We start from the raw sequence: 17,050 nt of genomic DNA on the forward strand, positions 1-17,050 counted from the left end.
ATTAACGGCCGGTCTTCACCCGGGTCCAGAGCCGGGTCACGGTGCGCTGCGCCCGCTCGTCATAGGCCGTGTTGGTGAACAGGCGCTTCATGGTCGCGTCGTCCGGGTAGATGCCCGGATTGTTCAGGATCTCCGGCTCGATGTGCTTCTTGGCGGCCAGGTTGCCCGACGCATAGGACACGAAGTTCGTGTTCATGGCGGCGATTTCGGGGCGCAGCATGAAGTTGATGAATTCGTGCGCCTCGTCCACGTTCTTCGCGTCCGCCGGGATCGCGAAGCTGTCGAACCACATCAGCGCGCCCTCGCGCGGGATCACGTAGGAGATCTCGACGCCGTTCTTGGCTTCCTCGGCGCGGCTCTTGGCCTGGATCATGTCGCCCGAATAGCCCACCGCCACGCAGATGTCGCCGTTGGCCAGCGCGTTGATGTATTCGGAGGAGTGGAACTTCTGGATGTTGCCGCGGATGCGGAACAGGGCGTCGCCCGCCTTGTTCAGATCCTCGGTGCGCTTGGAATCCGGGTTGAGGCCGAGATAGGCCAGAACGCCGGGGAAGAGGTCCTCGGGGCTGTCGAGCATGTAGATGCCGCAGCTCTTGAGCTTGGAGGAGATTTCGGGCTTGAGCACCAGGTCCCAGGTGTTGAGGGGCACGTTGTCGCCCAGGATCTCCTTCACCTTCTTGGTGTTGATGCCGATGCCGGTGGTGCCCCACATGTAGTTGACGGCATATTGGTTGCCCGGGTCGAACACGGCCAGGCGCTCCGTCACCTCGGGCCATTGGTTCGACAGGTTCGGCAGCTTCGACTTGTCGAGCTTCTGGAACACCTTGGCGCCGATGAGGCGCTGCACGAACGGCCCGGAGGGCACCACGATGTCGTAGCCGGACTGGCCGGCCAGCAGCTTGGTCTCCACGATCTCGTTGTTGTCGTAGGTGTCGTAGACGACCTTGATCCCGGTCTCCTTCGTGAACTCGTCCAGCGCCTTCGGGTCCACATAGTCCGACCAGTTGTAGACATTGACGACGCGCTCCTGAGCGGCGGCGCCCGTGACAAGGCCAAGGGCCAGGGCAAGCGAGGCGAAAGTACGGATCATCAGGGGTGGGAACTCCTCTGGTTTCGGAACGATGACACAGTGAGGCTAAGGGCTTATGCCGAAAGAAACAATCCTGAATTCAGGGGGTTGCCGCGCGGCGGTCACGCCGCCTTCCGGGCCACGCCCGCCAGTCGCTCCAGGCCGGCATCCAGGGTCTCGTCCTTCTTGGCGAAGCAGAAGCGCACCACGTTCTTCACCGCCCCTTGGGCATAGAAGGCCGAGACCGGGATCGCCGCGACCCCGTGGTTCATGACCAGGCGGCGGCAGAAGGCCACGTCGTCGGTTTCGCCCAAGGGCGCGATGTCGATGTTGAGGAAATAGGTGCCCTGGCTCGGAATGACCTGGAAGCCCAGGGTCTCGAGCCCGGCCGAGAACCGGTCGCGGCTGCGAGCGAAGGTGCTGCGCATGGTCTCGAAATAGGCGTCCTCCTTCGCCAGCCCGTAGGCCACGGCCACCTGCAGGTTGGGCGGCGTGGTGAAGGTCAGGAACTGGTGGGACTTCGCCAGCACCTTCATGATGTGCGGGGCGGCGCAGACGAAGCCGACCTTCCAGCCGGTGAGGCTGAAGATCTTGCCCGCCGAGCCGATCTTCACCGAGCGCTCGCGCATGCCTTCGAGCGCCAGAACCGGCTGGTGGCGGCGGCCGTCGAAGACCACGTGCTCCCAGACCTCGTCGCTGATGCAGATGGCGTCGAAGCGGCGGCAGAAATCGGCCAGAAGCGCCAGATCCTCCGGGGAGAACACGGTGGCGGTGGGGTTGAGCGGGTTGTTGAGCACCACGGCCTTGGTCTTGGGCGAGAAGGCCTTCGCCAGCGCCTCCTCGGTCAGCCGGAAATGGGGCGGCTGGAGCGTCACGAATTTCGGCACGCCGCCCGCGAGCCGCACCAGGGGCAGGTAGGCGTCGTACATGGGCTCGAACAGCACCACCTCGTCGCCGGGCTCGACGATGCCGAGGATCGCCCCCGCCAGGGCCTCCGTGGCGCCGGACGTGACCATGACCTCCGTGCCCGCGTCGAGGTCGATGCCCTGCCAGTGCCTGTAATGGGCCGCGATGGCGCTGCGCAGCTCCGGAATGCCCATCATCGACGGATATTGGTTGTAGCCGTTGAGCACCGCGTCCGCCGCCATGCGCCGCACGTCCTCGGGGCCGGGATCGTCCGGGAAGCCTTGGCCGAGATTGATCGCGCCGGTCTCGCGCGCGAGGCTCGACATCACTTCGAAGACGGTGGTGGGCAGGTTGGCGAAAAGCGGGTTCATGCCGGGCTCTGAATCGTTGTTCTGAAGGGCTTTGCCAGCTTCGTAGCACGGTCCGCCGCCGGATCGAACCCGGTTTGTCGCTTGCTCCGTCAGCTGCTTTTCCCTCCCCACAAGGGGGAGGAGAGTCGGGTGGCGCAACCGGTGCGAAATCGGAAACGCTTTCTCCCTCACCCTCGCTCGCGCCTCCGCTTGCACGTACAGCGCTCCGGCTTTGCGCCTCCTAACCTTCCTCAAGGGGAGGGAAGAGAGTGGCGGGGATGACAGCGGGAGGCCCTGTTGCTATCGCGGATGGGACAACGAAAACCGCCATCCATGCTTCCCTCCCGGCCCTCCCTCATCGCAGGCCTCGCGCTGCTCCTCGCGGTCCTGAGCCTCGCCTCGCTCGCCGTCGGGCCGGCGCCGATCCCGGCCGTCACGGCCGCGAAGGCGCTCGTCTCCGACCAGGGCGCCGCGGGCATCGTGGTGCGGGAGATCCGGCTGCCGCGCACCTTGCTCAGCCTGCTCGTCGGCTGGATCTTCGGGATCACGGGCGCGGCCCTGCAGGGGCTCCTGCGCAACCCCCTGGCCGACACGGCGGTGTTCGGCGCGCCGCAGGCGGCGGCCCTGGGGGCCGTGCTGGTGCTCTATTTCGGGTTGGTCGGCGCCCTGTCCTGGGCCCTGCCCGTCGCGGCCATCGCGGGCGCCCTCGTCTCCATCGCCCTCGTGGTCGCGGTGGCGGGCCGCAACGCCACGGTGGTGGTGCTCGTCCTGGCGGGGCTCGCGGTCGGCAGCCTCGCGGGGGCCGGGACCTCCCTCGCCATCAGCCTGTCGCCCAACCCATTCGCGGTCACCGAGATCGTGTTCTGGCTCCTGGGCTCCTTCGAGGACCGCTCCAGCGTCCACGTGCTGATGGCCGCTCCCTTCATCCTGATTGCGTCGGTCCTCGTCCTCGCCGCCGCGCCGGGCCTGCGGGCCCTGGCCCTGGGGGAGGAGACGGCGCGCAGCCTCGGGGTCGACGTGCGCCGGCTGCGGGTCCTCATCGTGGCGGGGGCGGCCATCGGCACGGGCGCCTCGGTGGCGGTGGCGGGCTCCATCGGCTTCGTCGGGCTCGTCGCCCCCCATCTGGTGCGCCCCTTCGTGGGCTACGATCCGGCCCGGACCCTCGTTCCCGCGGGGCTCGCGGGCGCCGCGCTCCTGCTCGCCGCCGATTGCGCCGTGCGCCTGATCCCGTCGAGCGCCGAGATCAAGATCGGCGTGCTGACCGCCATCCTGGGCGTGCCGTTCTTCCTCTGGGTCATCGCCCGGCGAAAGGCCGAGTTGGCGGAGACCCCGGCATGACCCGGCTTCAAGCCCGCTCCCTCTCGGTGGATCTCGGACGCCGCAGGGCCCTCTCGGCCATCGACCTCACCCTCGAATCCGGCCGCTTCACCGTGATCGTGGGGCCGAACGGCGCCGGCAAGACCACCCTGCTGCGGTCCCTGGCCGGGCTTCTCGCGCCGGCCGAGGGCACGGTGACCCTCGACGGGGCGCCGGTCGCGCGCCTGCGCGCCGCCGACCGGGCGCGGGCCATCGCCTACCTGCCCCAGAGCGGCACCGTGGCCTGGCCCCTGCCGGTCAGGGCGGTGGTGGCCCTCGGCCGTCTCCCGCACGGCGAAGAGCCGGATGCGCTCCCCGCCGCGGGGCGCGAGGCGGTGGCGCAGGCCATGGCGGCGGCCGATCTCGCGGGATTCGAGGACCGGCCGGCCACGGAGCTCTCCGGGGGCGAGCGCGCCCGGGTGCTTCTCGCCCGCGCCCTTGCGACCAAAGCGCCCGTTCTCCTCGCTGACGAGCCGGTCGCGGCGCTCGACCCGCGCCACGAGCTCGTCGTGCTGGAGGTCCTGCGCGCCCAGGCCCGGGCCGGGGCGATGGTGGTCGCGATCATGCACAACCTCACCCTGGCGGCGCGGTTCGCGGACGAGATCGTTCTCCTCGACCGGGGCCGCCTCGAGGCCCATGCCCCGCCCGAAGAGGTGCTGACGGAGGCGCGCCTCGCCGCGAGCTTCGGCATCAGCGCCCATGTCTCCCGGGAGGAGGGCGGCCTCGTGGTGGTGGCCGAAAGCCCGCTGCCGCAAGGGTGAGGCGCCGGACCCGCCCCACGCCGCCCGGCGTCACATTGACAAAGGGCGGAGGTCGGCGGATACCGCCCGTCATAATGTGGCGGGATCTATGAAACGGCAGGACTTCAAGAAGACGCTCATCGTCCTTCACGACCTCGTGGCGACGGCCGTCGCCATCGTGGCGACGTTCTTCGTGCGCTTCGAGGGTTACCTTCTCGACGAGCGCCTGCAGCACCTGCCCCTGTTCCTGCCGCCCTTCGTCGCCTTCGCCGGTCTGGTCTACTGGTTCTTCCAGCTCTACCGGTCGAAATGGCGCTTCGCCTCCCTGCCGGACCTGTTCAACATCTTCCGCGCGAGCAGCGTTCTCGCCCTGACGCTGCTCGTCATCGACTACATCCTGTTCTCGCCGCAGCTCTTCGGCTTCTATTTCTTCGGCAAGATCACCATCGCGCTCTACTGGCTGATCCAGATGTTCCTGCTGGGCGGCCCGCGCCTGGCGTTCCGCTATATGAAATACGCCCGCTCGCGCCACACCCTGGAGCGCGACGCCAACACGCCGGCCCTTCTCCTCGGCCGCAGCAGCGACGTGGAGGTGGTCCTGCGGGCCATCGAATCGGGCACGGTCAAGAAGCTCAAGCCCATGGGCGTCCTGTCCTACCGCACCGACGATCTCGGCCAGTCGATCCGCGGCGTGCCGGTGCTCGGCACCTTCGCCGATCTCGATCAGGTGGTTCAGGACTTCCAGGAGCGGGGCACGCCGATCCGCCGCCTCGTGGCGACCCCGAGCGCCCTGGTGCCGGAGGCGCATCCGGACATGCTGATCGCCCGCGCCCGCCGCCTGGGCCTGCCGCTCGTGCGGGTCACGAGCCTCGGCGAGGGCATGCGCGACGCCGAGCTCGCGCCGCTGGAGATCGAGGACCTGCTGCTGCGCCCCACGGTCCAGATCGACCGGCAGCGGCTGGAGGCCTTCATCCGCGGCAAGCGCGTGCTCGTCACGGGCGGCGGCGGATCCATCGGTTCCGAGATCTGCACCCGCGTCGTGGCCTTCGGGGCGAGCGACCTGATGATCCTGGAGAGTTCGGAGCCCTCCCTCTACCACATCCTGGAAAACCCGACGCTGCTGTCGAGCGACACCAGGGTCGACGGGGTCATCGCCGATGTGCGCGACCGGGAGCGCATCCGCGAGGTCATGCACGAATTCCGGCCGGACGTGGTCTTCCACGCGGCGGCCCTCAAGCACGTTCCCTATCTCGAGAAGAACTGGGCCGAGGGCATCAAGACCAACGTCTTCGGCTCCGTGAACGTGGCCGATGCCGCGGTGGAAGCGGGCGTGGGCGAGATCGTCATCATCTCCACCGACAAGGCCATCGACCCGGTCTCCATGCTGGGCGCCACCAAGCGGCTGGCCGAAATGTACGCCCAGGCGCTCGACGCGGAGTTCGTGGGCCGCAACGGCCCGGCCCGGCTCATCGCGGTGCGCTTCGGCAACGTGCTCGGCTCCGTCGGGTCCGTCGTTCCCAAGTTCAAGGCGCAGATCGCCCGCGGCGGGCCGGTCACGGTCACCCATCCCGACATGGTGCGCTACTTCATGACCACCCGCGAGGCCGCCGACCTCGTGCTGACCTCCGCCTCCCATGCGGATGACGGCCGCCGCGTTCCGCTCGACGGCACCAACGCCTACGAGCGCGCCTCTGTCTACGTGCTGAAGATGGGCCAGCCGGTGCGCATCTACGAACTGGCGGAGCGCATGATCCGCCTGGCCGGCTACGAGCCGGGCGAGGATGTCGAGATCGCCGTCATGGGCACCCGCCCCGGCGAGCGCCTGCACGAGATCCTCTTCGCCCGCGACGAGCCCATGGCCGAGATCGGCATCGACGGCGTCATGGCGGCAAAGCCGATCTTCGCCGATCGCGCCCGGGTCGATCAGTGGCTGAGCGCCCTGCGCCGGGCCGTCGCCAGCGGCGACCGCGACGCGGCCGAGCGGGTGTTCGAGGAGGCGATTCCGGAATTCAAGCGCCGGACGCAGGCGCACCAGCCTGCCGCGCCAGTTCAGCCAATCCGTCTCGCGTCGAATTGACCGGCTGCCAGCCCAGGCCCTTCAAGGCCGCGGGGCTGGCCACGAGGGAGCCCGCCAGGCGCTCGTAGGCCTCGGCCCTTCCCGCCAGCATGGCCGCGCCCCTGAGCGCGAAGGCCGGAACCGGAATCAGCCCCGGGCCGCGCCCGAGGCCGGCCCGCAGGGCGGCGACGATCTCCGGCACCGTGACCGGCTCCGGATCGGCCACGATGAAGGGCCGCCTCAGGGGGCCTTCCGCCTTCAGCACCGCGTCCATGGCCGCCGTGAGGTTGTCGAGGGAGAGGAGCGATCGCTTGCTCCTCAGGCCGCCCAGCGGCAGCGGCCAGGGCGACTGCGCGAGCTTGAGCAGCGCCGCCATGTTGCCCTTCACGCCCGGCCCATAGACGAGAACCGGACGCAGGGCCGCCCAGTCGAGGCCCAGGCGAGCCAGGCCTTCTTCCGCCTCCAGCTTGGACCGGCCATAGGCGTCGGTAGGTTCCGACGCCCGCTCCTCGGTCAGGACGCCCTCGGCCACCGGCCCGCTCTGCGCCCGGATCGAGGACAGGAACACGAAGCGCTTCACCCCCGCCCGCTCGGCCGCCTGGGCGAGCTTGATCGTCGCCTCGGTGTTGATGGCGCGGTAATCGTCCTCGGGGCGCCCCGACATGGCGTGCGCCAGGCCCGCCGAATGGATCACCGCATCCACGTCCCGGAGTGCCGCCGCCATGTTGTAGGGCTGGGCGATGTCCCCGATCACGGCGCTGGTCGCGCCTTCGGGCACCTCGGAGGGCCGGCGCAGGAGCACGCGGACGCGGTAGCCGCGCTTGGGGAGTTCCTTAAGGAGATGGCGGCCGATGAAGCCGGTCGCGCCGGTGAGCGCAATGAGGGGAGCTGTCATGCGGGTGATTTTAGGCGTGGCTTCGCGAAATGGGAGAGGAGCAGGCCCACGAGAACCGCGCCGATGCCGAGGCAGGCGACCTGAACCGGCCAGGACGGCCATATCAGGGTGATCGCGGCGAGCGCCGCCAGGAGGAGGTTCAGGCCGAACACGTGGCCGCTGACGGAGAGCGGCGTGAAGCCGTTGGTGGTGGCCTGCTGGTAGAAATGGCTGCGATGGGCCTCCCACACCTTCTCGCCGCGGGCGAGGCGTTTCAGCAGGGTGATGGTGGCGTCCATCAGGTGGTAGAGCGGCAGGAGCAGCGCCGCCGCCAGCGCGCCGGTGCCGGCGAGCTCCAGCAGCATCCAGCCGACGAGCAGGCCGATGGGCAGCGAGCCCACATCGCCCAGGAAGAGTTTTGCGACCGGCTTGTTGAACGGCGCGAATCCGAGAAGGGCGCCGCAGAGGGTGGCGGCGACGAGGGCGGCGGGACGCAGATCGGGCAGCAGGAGGCCGCAGGCGGCGACGAAGGCCGTGACCGGCACCATCTCGGCCACGGTGATCCAGTCGAGCCCGTCCATGAAGTTGACGAGGTTCACGAACCAGACGCCGCCGAACACGAGGAGCGCCTGCTCGACGGCAAGGGGAACCGCGTCCGGCAGGACCCTGACCCGGCTCGCGACCACCACGGCCGCCACGGCGGCGACCTGCAGCAGCAGGCGGGGAACCGCCGGAAGGGGGCGGATGTCGTCGACCGCGCCGACGAGCGCGAGCATGACCGAGGCCGCCGCCACGGCGAGGAATCCGTTGGCCGGAAGATCCGTGTTCCACATGAAGGCGCCCGCCACGAGAAGGCAGGCGCCGACCACCGCGATCCCGCCCCCCTGCGGCGTCGGCACCCGGTGGCTCGACCGGGCGTTCGGGCGCGCCAGCGCGTAGCGCACGAGCAGGGGCTTGAGGAGGACGATCAGGACGGCCGAGAGGACCGCCGTTCCGATCAGGATTCCCGAAGCGGCCATGGAGACGAGAAGCTCGAGGGGGACCATGTCAGGCGCCGTGATACCCGCGATACCATTCCACGAAGCGGCGCACGCCCTCCTCCAGCGAGGTGGTGGGGGCAAAGCCCACGTCCCGGCGCAGGTCCGTCACGTCGGCGCGGGTCTCCAGCACGTCGCCGGGCGGCAGGGGCTTCTCGATCCGCTCGGCCTTGCGGCCGACCGCCTCCTCGATGATCGCGATCAGGCGGTTGAGCTCTTCCGGGTTGTCGTTGCCGATATTGTAGACCCGGTGCGGCGCGGCGCTGGTGGCCGGGTCCGGGTTCGTCGCATCCCATGACGGGTCCGGCGCGGGTTCGCGTTCGACGAGGCGCACGATGCCCTCCACGATGTCGTCCACGTAGGTGAAGTCGCGCCAGACCTTGCCCGCATTGGCGACCTCGATGGGGCGCCCCTCGGCGATGGCCCGGGTGAAGGTGTAGACCGCCATGTCCGGCCGGCCCCAGGGGCCGTAGACCGTGAAGAAGCGCAGCCCCGTGGCCGGGAGCCCGAAGAGATGGGCGTAGGAATGCGCCATCATCTCGTTGGCCTTCTTGGTGGCCGCGTAGAGGCTGACCGGGTGGTCGGTGGAATCGTGCTCGGAGAAGGGCAGCTTGCGGTTGGCGCCGTAGACCGAGCTCGACGAGGCATAGACGAGGTGCCGGATGCCCCCGTGCCGGCAGGCCTCCAGCATGTTGGTGAAGGCGACCATGTTGGAGGTGACGTAGGGCGTCGGATCGACGAAGCGCACGCCGGGCTGGGCGGCCAGATGGATCACCCGCTCGAAGCGGTGGCGCTGAAACAGGTCCCTGGTCGCCTGCGGGTCGGCGAGGTCGATCCGCTCGCCCTGGAAGCTGTTGCGGGGGACGAGCCGCCCGAACCGGGCCTCCTTGAGCGCCACGTCGTAATAGGGCGTGAAATTGTCGACCCCCACCACCTGATGGCCCTGGTCGAGAAGGCGCTGCGCCACGTGAAAGCCGATGAAGCCGGCGGCTCCGGTGACCAGGATGGGAGACGACATGCAAACGCCCGCGACGGTGGAGGGGTCGGCACCTTAGCGCATCGTGCGGAAAAGGGGACCCGGTTTTCCGCACCGAAAGGCGCATCGCCCCCAGGAGCGCGGGCATCGGAATGACCCCGAAAGGGGGACCGGCCTTGGCCGGTCGCTCCGGAGCCTGTGTCGGCACGAAACGAAAAGCCCCGGCGGGGTCGCCGGGGCTTGCTCGATCCGAGTGCGGCTTCCGCTCAGATGACGAAGAAGTCGTTTGCGGTGAGCTTGAGCTTCTTGGCCATCTTGGCGATCTCGACCGCCTTGCCGGCACCCGATCCGTCGGCATCGTAATACAGGATGCCCTTCTTCTTGCTGTAGACCAGGTAGTCGTCCTTGCCCTTGGCCTTCTCCAGGCTGAAGAACTTCTTGTTCAGCTTGGCCGGCTTGGCTTCCGAGCCCTTCTTGCCCAGCTTCTTGAACACCTTGTTGTCGAGCCAGATCGTGTCGTCGGCCACGGAGAAGTCGGTGATCTTGTCGAGGTTCTTCTTGCTCGGCTTGGTATCGAACACGAACACGTCCTTGCCCGCGCCGCCCGTCAGCACGTCCTTGCCGGACTTGCCATAGAGCTTGTCGTTGCCGTCCTGGCCCGTCAGCCGGTCCTTGCCGCTGCCGCCGACGAGCACGTCCGACCGCTCGGACCCGCCCGCCGTCTCCGCCGGATTGTCCCGGACGGAGATGCGGAAGGTCTTGTCGAAGCTGGCATTGCCCGAATCCGTGACGCGGACGCGGATGTCGTGGAAGGCGGCCTGCTCATAATCGAGCAACTCGCCATATTTCACGACGAGCCTGTCGCCCTGGATGGCGAAGCGCCCGCCCGCATCGTCGAGAAGCGTATAGGTGAAGCTGTCGCCCTGGTTCGGATCGGCGGCCGTGAAGGTGCCGACGACAATGCCCGCCCCGACATTTTCCATGACGCTGTCCGCGCTGAGGGACAGAGCCGTGGGGGCGCCGTTCGGCGTGCCGGGATCGGCAGCCGACTTGACGGTGACGGTGGCGCTCGCAGTCAGATTGTCCCTGTCGGTGACCTTGACCTCGACCTCGAGGGGGTTGTGCGTGGCGCTATCGGAGCGCCGGTAGGTCAGATGCTGCAGCAACTTGCTGACTCGCGCAGGCGTCGCCACGCTGTTGAGGTGGATCACGAGGCCGGAAACGCCTTCGCCCGTGCTCTCGATATGCCCGATATCCTCGCCGTCGACCCTCAAGACGCTGCCGACTTCCAGTCCGTTCCTGAGGGTTACGTCGGCGGACGTGCCGATCCCGAAGATGCTCTTGGGGTCGGTTGCGCCGTTCTTGAGACGGATCTCGAGCCTGGTCAGGAAGTCGTTGTCGACGACCGTGGCGAGCGCATCGGCATTGTCGAGACGGACCGAGGCGGTTCCGTTGCTGAAGATCTCGTCGCCGTCGAGACCGCTGAGGACCGGGGTTCCGGTGGGCGGCGTGCCGGGATCGGTCGCCGACCTCACCGTCACGGTGGCGGTCGTGGTCAGGCTCTCGTCGTCGGTGAGCTTGATCTGGACGTCGACCGGAGCATGGGCCTGATCGTCCGTACGCGTGTAGGACAGGTACTGCAGCAGCAGGCTTACGCGCTCCGGTGTCGCGAACGGATTCAGGGCTACGGTAAGGCCCCGGGCTCCGCCGCCCGTGCTGGTGATCGTGCCGATCTCGGTGAGGGCGTCGCCCGGAAGCTTGACGTAGACGTCGCTGCCTTCATTCATCCCGTCCGTCAGCTCGATCGCATTGCCGTCGACATCCTCTCCGAACGCCACAATCTTGAAGACGCTCTTCGCGGCTTCGGCATCGTTCGCGACCAGAACTTCCAGAACTTTTAGGGTGCCGTCGTCCGATACGGAGGACAGCGTGCCGTCATCCAGATAGACCCAGTTCGTTCCGTCGCTAATGACGGTGTCGCCGTGAAGATTGCTGATAAACGGGGTACTGGAAGGCGTGCCGGGGTCGTCCGAAGCTGTGACCGTTACCGTGTGCGAGGCCGTGCGTCCGCCGATATCGGTGAGCTCGACCTTGATCTGCAGGTTCTCGTCGAGCGGCCCGGTCGCGTGGCGGTAGGTCAGGGCCTGGATGAGCTTCTGCACCTGTGCCTCGGTGGTGTTGCTGTAGAAGCTGATTTCGAGAAACCATGGCGCTGCCGACGAACTCTCGATGTAGCCGATCACCTCTCCGTCCACAGAGATGCCGGAAGGGCCAATCGCGATGCCATTCACCTCCGCAATGCCGAGGATGTCGTGCTCGTCGGTGCGGGTGGCGATGGAGACTTTGAGCCCTGCGAACTGGCCGTCATCGTCCGTGACCGTAGCCTTCGTGCCCGAGTCGAGAAAAACAGGGTCGGACCCGGCGCTGGCGACCGCATCACCTTCGAGATGGCCGATGACGGGCGCGGTGTGAGTCGTCGTCCAGTCGCCGACGGTGATCGTCTCTATTCCTTGCCGGTGCAGGGCCAGCCGCTCGGCTTCGTCGAGGTGCCCGGAGGTGAGGACTAGCGTGTCCCCTTGCGTCGTAAAGCCATGGACCTTCTTGGCGAGATCTTCGCTGTCGACGCTGATTGTGGCTCCGTCCGAGATCAGCGTGACGGACGTGATGTTCGTGATCGTCTTGGCCGTCAGGTCGATAGCGGTTCCGCCGATGAGCAGGTCGTTGTAGTCCCCCCCCCTGCCATCGATGGCTCTGACGTCCGTCAGCTGCTCTGCCGAGATGACAATGGTGTCCAAAGAGCTGGACCCCTCGATCGTCTCGATGCCGGCCATGGCGATCTGCGTCAGGTCGAACGTAGTGTCGCCGGAGGAATCGAGACGCAGGGTGTCGTCACCCGAGCCGCCGTCGATCTGGTCGCCGACATTGAGATCCTGTGATCTGGTGACGAACGTGTCGGCGCCGTCCGCACCCGTTAGGGTGTCGTCATTCATCGTGAGGGTATGCACACCGTTCGGCCCGACCACCACGCCGACGAAGGCATCTGTCGCTCCGCCGTAAAAATCCTGCAGATGCACTTGGATGGTATGCCGCGTAATATCCGAGACCGTGGTCGGCGCTTGGAACGTCACAGCCCGGACGAGCCGCTGAACGAGTTCAGGCGTTGCATCGTTCGTGAAGTCGATGCCCAGATAGGAAGCATTCGACGTGCCGAGCAGCGTGGCGATCCAGATATCGTTGGCAGGGTCGGTATCCTGTTGGGCGTTCACCAGGATCCTGCCCTCCGCCGTGACGGTGATCCCGTTCTCCGCGCTTTGATCAATCTGCAGAGTTCCGACTGGGCCCGTGCTCAATAAGGTGAAATCGATGAAATCGAGGTCGCCATCGAGATCCGTGACCGTCGCATCTCCTCCCAGATCGAGGAAAACCGTTTGGCTGGCGCGGGCGACAACCACATCGCCGTCCAGATTGTCGATGACCGGAGGGGTCACCGGCGGCGTAGCCTCGACCGTGACCGTATGGACCGCCTTACGCCCGCCGATGTCGGTGAGCTCGATCTTCACCTCCAGGTCCTGGTCGAGGGCACCCGAGGCGTGGCGGTAGGTCAGGGCTTGGATGAGCTTTTGCACATTGCCTGCGGTGTCGTCACCGGCCGTGATGTCGATCTTGAGGTGCTGTCCGGTCGACAGAAGACGGATCTCCGCGATCGGGTCTCCGTCGAGAAGGATCGAGGATCCCGACACCGTGATGCCGTTCACCTCGGCGATGCCGAGAACGTCATTTTCATCGGAACGACTGGTGACGTAGATTTGGAGTGAGGTGAGCGTATCGTCTGCCGAGACGGTCGCCGCCGTACCCGCATCGAGGAAAACCGGATCGTCCCCAGCGCTGACGACGCTGTCGCCGCCGAGATTGGCAATGACGGGCGCGCTGTAGGTTGTCGTGGTGATGACGCCGTCGGTATAGGCCGTGATGGTTTCGATTCCCTGACGGTGCAGGGCAAGTCGCTCGGCTGCGTCAAGGTCCCCGGAGGTCAGGATCAGGGTCTCGGTTCGGCCCGGATGACCGAAGATCTTCTTGGCGAGATCTTCGCTGTCGGTCGTGACGACCGCACCATCGGTCTCGAGGCGAATCTCCCTGAAGTTCACGATCGTCTTGCCGGTCAGGTCGACGTCGGTGCCCTTCAGGACAAGAAGATTGCTCTCGCTGCCGCCGTCGATTCGCGCGATGTCTGTAAGTTGTGTGTCCGAAACGACGATCCGGTCCGGCGAGTCGGAGCCCTCGATCGTCTCGATGCCGCTCATGGAGATCTGAGTCAGATCGAACACGTTGTCGTCGAAATACGCGAGACGCAGGATGTCGCTTCCGCCGCTGCCGGCGATCACGTCGCCGGACCCAAGATCGATGTCGCGCGCCAGGAAGAGGTCGTCGCCGTCGGTGCCGGGCAGGCTGTCGGCTCCCATCGTAAGAACGCGAACGTTCGGTGAGCCGATGACCACATCGACATAGGCATGGGCCGCATCATGATCCGGATTCTGATCGCTGAGCAGAATCTCGATGCGTTTCCTGACCCCCGCATCCATGCTCGATGTGGTGAATGTCAGGGCCCGGATGAGTCGCTGGACCAGTTCGGGCGTCGCGGCGCTCGTGAGATCGATGTTGATGGAGGTTCCGGTCGATTCCTCCGAGATGGTTCCGATGTGATTGCCGCCGATGCTGATCTCTCGGTCCACGATCGCGATTCCATTGGCCGTGGTGGTCTGGAAGCCCACAACGTCCATATCGACCAAATCCCCTGCGTAGATGTAGAGAGAGGCGAGGTCCCCATCTTGATCGACGACAACGGCGTTCTGTCCGACATCGAGCAAAATTGTCTCGTTGGGAGCTGCCAGAACCACATCGCCGTCGAGACTGCCGAGCGTGGGGGCGCTCTCTGCGGAATCGACCGTGACCGTGTAGGACGAGGTGCGTCCGCCGATGTCGGTGAGGTCGATCTTGATCTGGAGGTCCTGGTCGAGCGGCCCGCCCACGTGGCGGTAGGTCAGAGCCTGGATAAGCTTCTGCACCTGTGACTCGGTGGCGAAGCGGTCGATATAGATTTCGAGCCCCGATTGGCCTGTGGGATTGTAAATCGACCCAACCGAGTTCCCGCCCATCAGGATGTTCCCGGCCTCGTCGATGGTGATGCCGTCCTGCTCGGCGATGGCGATGACATCGTTGGTATTGGTCCGGGTCGTGACAGAGACCTTCAGTTTCGAAAAAGCTCCGTCGTCGTCCGTGAGGGTGACAGCGGTTCCCGAGTCAAGGAAGACAGGATTGTCTCCATTGCTGGCGACGCTGTCGCCGCCGAGGTTCCCGACCTGGGGCGCGGTGTGGGTGGTGGTCTGCTCTACCCCGTCCGTGACCGCCGTGATCGTCTCGATCCCCTGCCGGTGCAGGAGCAGCCGCTCCTCTTCGGTGAGGGTGCCGGAGGTCAGGATCAATGTGTCGCCTTGGGCATGGGAGCCGTGGACTTTGTTGGCCAGCTCCTTGCTGTCGACCGTGATCACGGCTCCATCGGTTTCGAGGTCGATATGTTCGATGCCGATGAGCGTCGTGTTCGTCAGATCGATCGCCGCGCCGCTGATGGCAAGGCTGTCGTAATCGTTCTCGGCAACGCTCCCCCCATTGATTTCCGCGATACCGCTCAGCTGCTCCGCGGAGATGGCGATGGTGTCCACGTAGTGGGATCCGATGATCGTCTCGATCCCACTCAACGTGACTTGCTTCAGGTCGGAAACGCCGCCGTCGTCGAGGCGCAGGGTGTCGTTGCCTGCTCCGCCGGTGACCTTGTCGCCTGCCGTAAGGTCAAAACCCCGTGTCACGAAAACATCGTTGGCGCTGGTGCCGGAGAGGTCATCCGTTCCCATCGTCAGGACATGAGCATTGGGTGGACCGACGACGACGTCGACCCATGCTGCGGTCGCTTCTTCATTATCGGTATAGAGCTCGATCGCAGCGTACTTTCTCGTGATCGCATCCGCGTCGGCGGTCGTGCTCGTGTAGGTGAGCGCCCGAATGAGCCGCTGTACGAATTCGGGCGTTGCTGCTGCGGTGAACTCAATCTGGAGATATGGATTGTCGCCTGTGACCGACGTGAGCGTTCCGATCAGGATGTCGTTCGCAGGGTTGTTGTCGCTAGGATGATTGATCAGAATCTCACCTTGATCGGAGATGGTGATGCCGTTCCCCTCGGCAACACCAAACTGGTCGGAAGCATCGCCGTTCCAAAACGAGACGTACAGGAAAGCCAAGTTCCCGCTTGGAACGGTTACGGTCGCGTCCGCTTCCTGGTCCAGGAAAACCGTTTCGTTCGGCGCTGCTTTGACTACCTCAAAGTCGAGATTCTCAATGATAGGCGCTGCTTCCGAGAGCGGCTGCACATCGAGCCCGGTCTGCGCAGGAGCGAGAAAGACGGGATTGGACGAATGGTCGGTCATGATCTGTCCCCAAGGTGGTGCGGTGCAACCTTTCCCCCGGGAAGCTCAGCCGCAGGGGTTCAGGACGATTATTTATGATATAAAATAACAAATCAGCAACAGAAGATTGTCTTCTGTGCCTCCCGCTGCGGCATGATGATCGCGACGCATACGACAGACGTTCTCGGGGAAACCAGCCGTTCGACAGGCCGTGAGGAAGGAGCGGCCGACCCGCTCAGCTGGCGAAATCCTCGGCCTGTTCCGCTTTCGCCTCCGGCGCCTTCGCGGCCACGCCGCCGGCTTCCAGCGTCACCAGCTGCCGTTCCCGCGCCACGAAGGCGGTGGGCATTTCGGTCTGCATGGCGGCTTCGGCCTCCTTGAGGAAGGCGTCGTCGTGGCCGGGATAGAGATGGAAGATCGCGAGCGCCTTCACGCCGGCGGCCTTCGCCAGCTCCACGCCCTTCTGCCAGGTGGAATGGCCCCAGCCGCGGCAGTTGGAATATTCGGATTCGCAGAACATGCCGTCGTAGATGACGAGGTCGGCATCGCGGATGAAGGCGGTGAGGTCCGGGTCGGGCCAGGGCTCGCTGTGCTCGAGGTCGCTGATGTAGCAGACGCTCCGGTTCCCGTGGCGGAAGCGGTAGCCGGTGGCGCCGCCGGGATGGTTCAGGAGGAAGGTCTCGACCCGGGCGCCGTCGTCGAAGACCAGGGGCTCGCCGGCCCTGAAGCCGTGGTGCTCGAACCGGGCGGGGAGCTGGCCGAGGCGCACGGGGAAGAGCGGCGGGGCGAAGATGCGCTCCAGGGAATCCATGGCGCTGTCGCCTTCCAGATGCCCGCAATAGGTGCGGATCACCCGCTCCTTGCCCAGGAGCGCGGGCTTGAAGAACGGCAGGCCCCCGATATGGTCGAGATGCAGGTGGCTGAAGAGGATGTCGATCTCCGCGGGCGCCGAGGTGCCGAGATCGAAGCCCAGGGACGACAGGCCGGTTCCCGCATCGACGATGAAGAGCCGTTCGCCGCAGCGGATCTCGACGCAGGGCGTATGCCCGCCGAACTCGACGAATTGCGGACCGGAGGCGCACGTCGAACCGCGAACCCCCCAGAAACGGATCTGGAGCAGGTCTGAAGGTGCAGCTCGACTACTCATCGTACCATCATGGCGGATCTGGTTGTCTCCTCGTGTGCGGCAGCGCACGTCAGGGTAGCTGACCGCGACTTGGGCAAAGGGTCA

At 66.1% G+C, this 17,050-nt stretch carries 10 protein-coding genes; 3 read left to right on the forward strand and 7 right to left on the reverse strand.

The window, feature by feature from the left end; all coding sequences use genetic code 11:
• Position 1 precedes the first annotated feature (1 nt).
• Both LGR44_RS06610 and LGR44_RS06615 read right to left on the reverse strand, forming a co-directional pair.
• A complete protein-coding gene (locus LGR44_RS06610; protein ID WP_226738556.1) occupies positions 2-1,090 on the reverse strand; it encodes a polyamine ABC transporter substrate-binding protein in 1,089 nt (362 codons plus the stop codon).
• Between the two features lie 101 nt (positions 1,091-1,191).
• Positions 1,192-2,346 (reverse strand): aminotransferase, encoded by a 1,155-nt coding sequence (locus LGR44_RS06615; protein ID WP_226738558.1) that lies wholly within the window; start codon positions 2,344-2,346, stop codon positions 1,192-1,194.
• 312 nt (positions 2,347-2,658) lie between these two features.
• Here LGR44_RS06615 and LGR44_RS06620 point away from each other — a divergent pair, with 312 nt between their 5' ends.
• The 3 genes from LGR44_RS06620 to LGR44_RS06630 all read left to right on the forward strand — a co-directional run bounded on the left by LGR44_RS06620 (position 2,659) and on the right by LGR44_RS06630 (position 6,498).
• A complete protein-coding gene (locus LGR44_RS06620; RefSeq protein WP_226738560.1) occupies positions 2,659-3,663 on the forward strand; it encodes a FecCD family ABC transporter permease in 1,005 nt (334 codons plus the stop codon).
• Positions 3,660-4,442 (forward strand): ABC transporter ATP-binding protein, encoded by a 783-nt coding sequence (locus LGR44_RS06625; protein WP_226738562.1) that lies wholly within the window; start codon positions 3,660-3,662, stop codon positions 4,440-4,442. Before LGR44_RS06620 ends, LGR44_RS06625 begins: the two co-directional genes overlap by 4 nt.
• Positions 4,443-4,530: 88 nt before the next feature.
• Positions 4,531-6,498, forward strand: a complete 1,968-nt coding sequence (locus tag LGR44_RS06630) for a nucleoside-diphosphate sugar epimerase/dehydratase (protein WP_226738564.1) — start codon at positions 4,531-4,533, stop codon at positions 6,496-6,498.
• Here the strand turns inward: LGR44_RS06630 and LGR44_RS06635 are convergent.
• The 5 genes from LGR44_RS06635 to LGR44_RS06655 all read right to left on the reverse strand — a co-directional run bounded on the left by LGR44_RS06635 (position 6,431) and on the right by LGR44_RS06655 (position 16,966).
• A complete protein-coding gene (locus LGR44_RS06635) occupies positions 6,431-7,372 on the reverse strand; it encodes an NAD-dependent epimerase/dehydratase family protein (protein WP_226738567.1) in 942 nt (313 codons plus the stop codon). The genes LGR44_RS06630 and LGR44_RS06635 overlap by 68 nt on opposite strands.
• The gene (locus LGR44_RS06640; RefSeq protein WP_226738569.1) at positions 7,369-8,397 is read right to left on the reverse strand and encodes an MraY family glycosyltransferase; all 1,029 of its coding nucleotides are present in this window, start codon (positions 8,395-8,397) and stop codon (positions 7,369-7,371) included. Before LGR44_RS06640 ends, LGR44_RS06635 begins: the two co-directional genes overlap by 4 nt.
• 1 nt (position 8,398) lies before the next feature.
• Positions 8,399-9,406 (reverse strand): NAD-dependent epimerase, encoded by a 1,008-nt coding sequence (locus LGR44_RS06645; RefSeq protein WP_226738571.1) that lies wholly within the window; start codon positions 9,404-9,406, stop codon positions 8,399-8,401.
• A 224-nt stretch (positions 9,407-9,630) separates the two neighbouring features.
• The gene (locus LGR44_RS06650; RefSeq protein WP_226738572.1) at positions 9,631-15,840 is read right to left on the reverse strand and encodes a hypothetical protein; all 6,210 of its coding nucleotides are present in this window, start codon (positions 15,838-15,840) and stop codon (positions 9,631-9,633) included.
• A 214-nt stretch (positions 15,841-16,054) separates the two neighbouring features.
• Positions 16,055-16,966: an MBL fold metallo-hydrolase gene (locus LGR44_RS06655; RefSeq protein WP_226738575.1), complete on the reverse strand. Its 912-nt coding sequence runs from the start codon at positions 16,964-16,966 to the stop codon at positions 16,055-16,057.
• Positions 16,967-17,050: the final 84 nt, after the last annotated feature.

The sequence above is a fragment of the Microvirga lenta genome (assembly GCF_020532555.1).
In the GTDB taxonomy this organism is placed as follows: domain Bacteria; phylum Pseudomonadota; class Alphaproteobacteria; order Rhizobiales; family Beijerinckiaceae; genus Microvirga; species Microvirga lenta.

Excerpts from the sequence above, each read along its gene's own strand:
- LGR44_RS06625 (WP_226738562.1), top strand. The coding sequence starts at position 3,660 with ATGACCCGGCTTCAAGCCCGCTCCCTCTCGGTGGATCTCGGACGCCGC.
- LGR44_RS06610 (WP_226738556.1), bottom strand. The coding sequence starts at position 1,090 with ATGATCCGTACTTTCGCCTCGCTTGCCCTGGCCCTTGGCCTTGTCACG.
- LGR44_RS06655 (WP_226738575.1), bottom strand. The coding sequence starts at position 16,966 with ATGAGTAGTCGAGCTGCACCTTCAGACCTGCTCCAGATCCGTTTCTGG.
- LGR44_RS06650 (WP_226738572.1), bottom strand. The coding sequence starts at position 15,840 with ATGACCGACCATTCGTCCAATCCCGTCTTTCTCGCTCCTGCGCAGACC.
- LGR44_RS06630 (WP_226738564.1), top strand. The coding sequence starts at position 4,531 with ATGAAACGGCAGGACTTCAAGAAGACGCTCATCGTCCTTCACGACCTC.
- LGR44_RS06620 (WP_226738560.1), top strand. The coding sequence starts at position 2,659 with ATGCTTCCCTCCCGGCCCTCCCTCATCGCAGGCCTCGCGCTGCTCCTC.
- LGR44_RS06615 (WP_226738558.1), bottom strand. The coding sequence starts at position 2,346 with ATGAACCCGCTTTTCGCCAACCTGCCCACCACCGTCTTCGAAGTGATG.
- LGR44_RS06635 (WP_226738567.1), bottom strand. The coding sequence starts at position 7,372 with ATGACAGCTCCCCTCATTGCGCTCACCGGCGCGACCGGCTTCATCGGC.
- LGR44_RS06640 (WP_226738569.1), bottom strand. The coding sequence starts at position 8,397 with ATGGTCCCCCTCGAGCTTCTCGTCTCCATGGCCGCTTCGGGAATCCTG.
- LGR44_RS06645 (WP_226738571.1), bottom strand. The coding sequence starts at position 9,406 with ATGTCGTCTCCCATCCTGGTCACCGGAGCCGCCGGCTTCATCGGCTTT.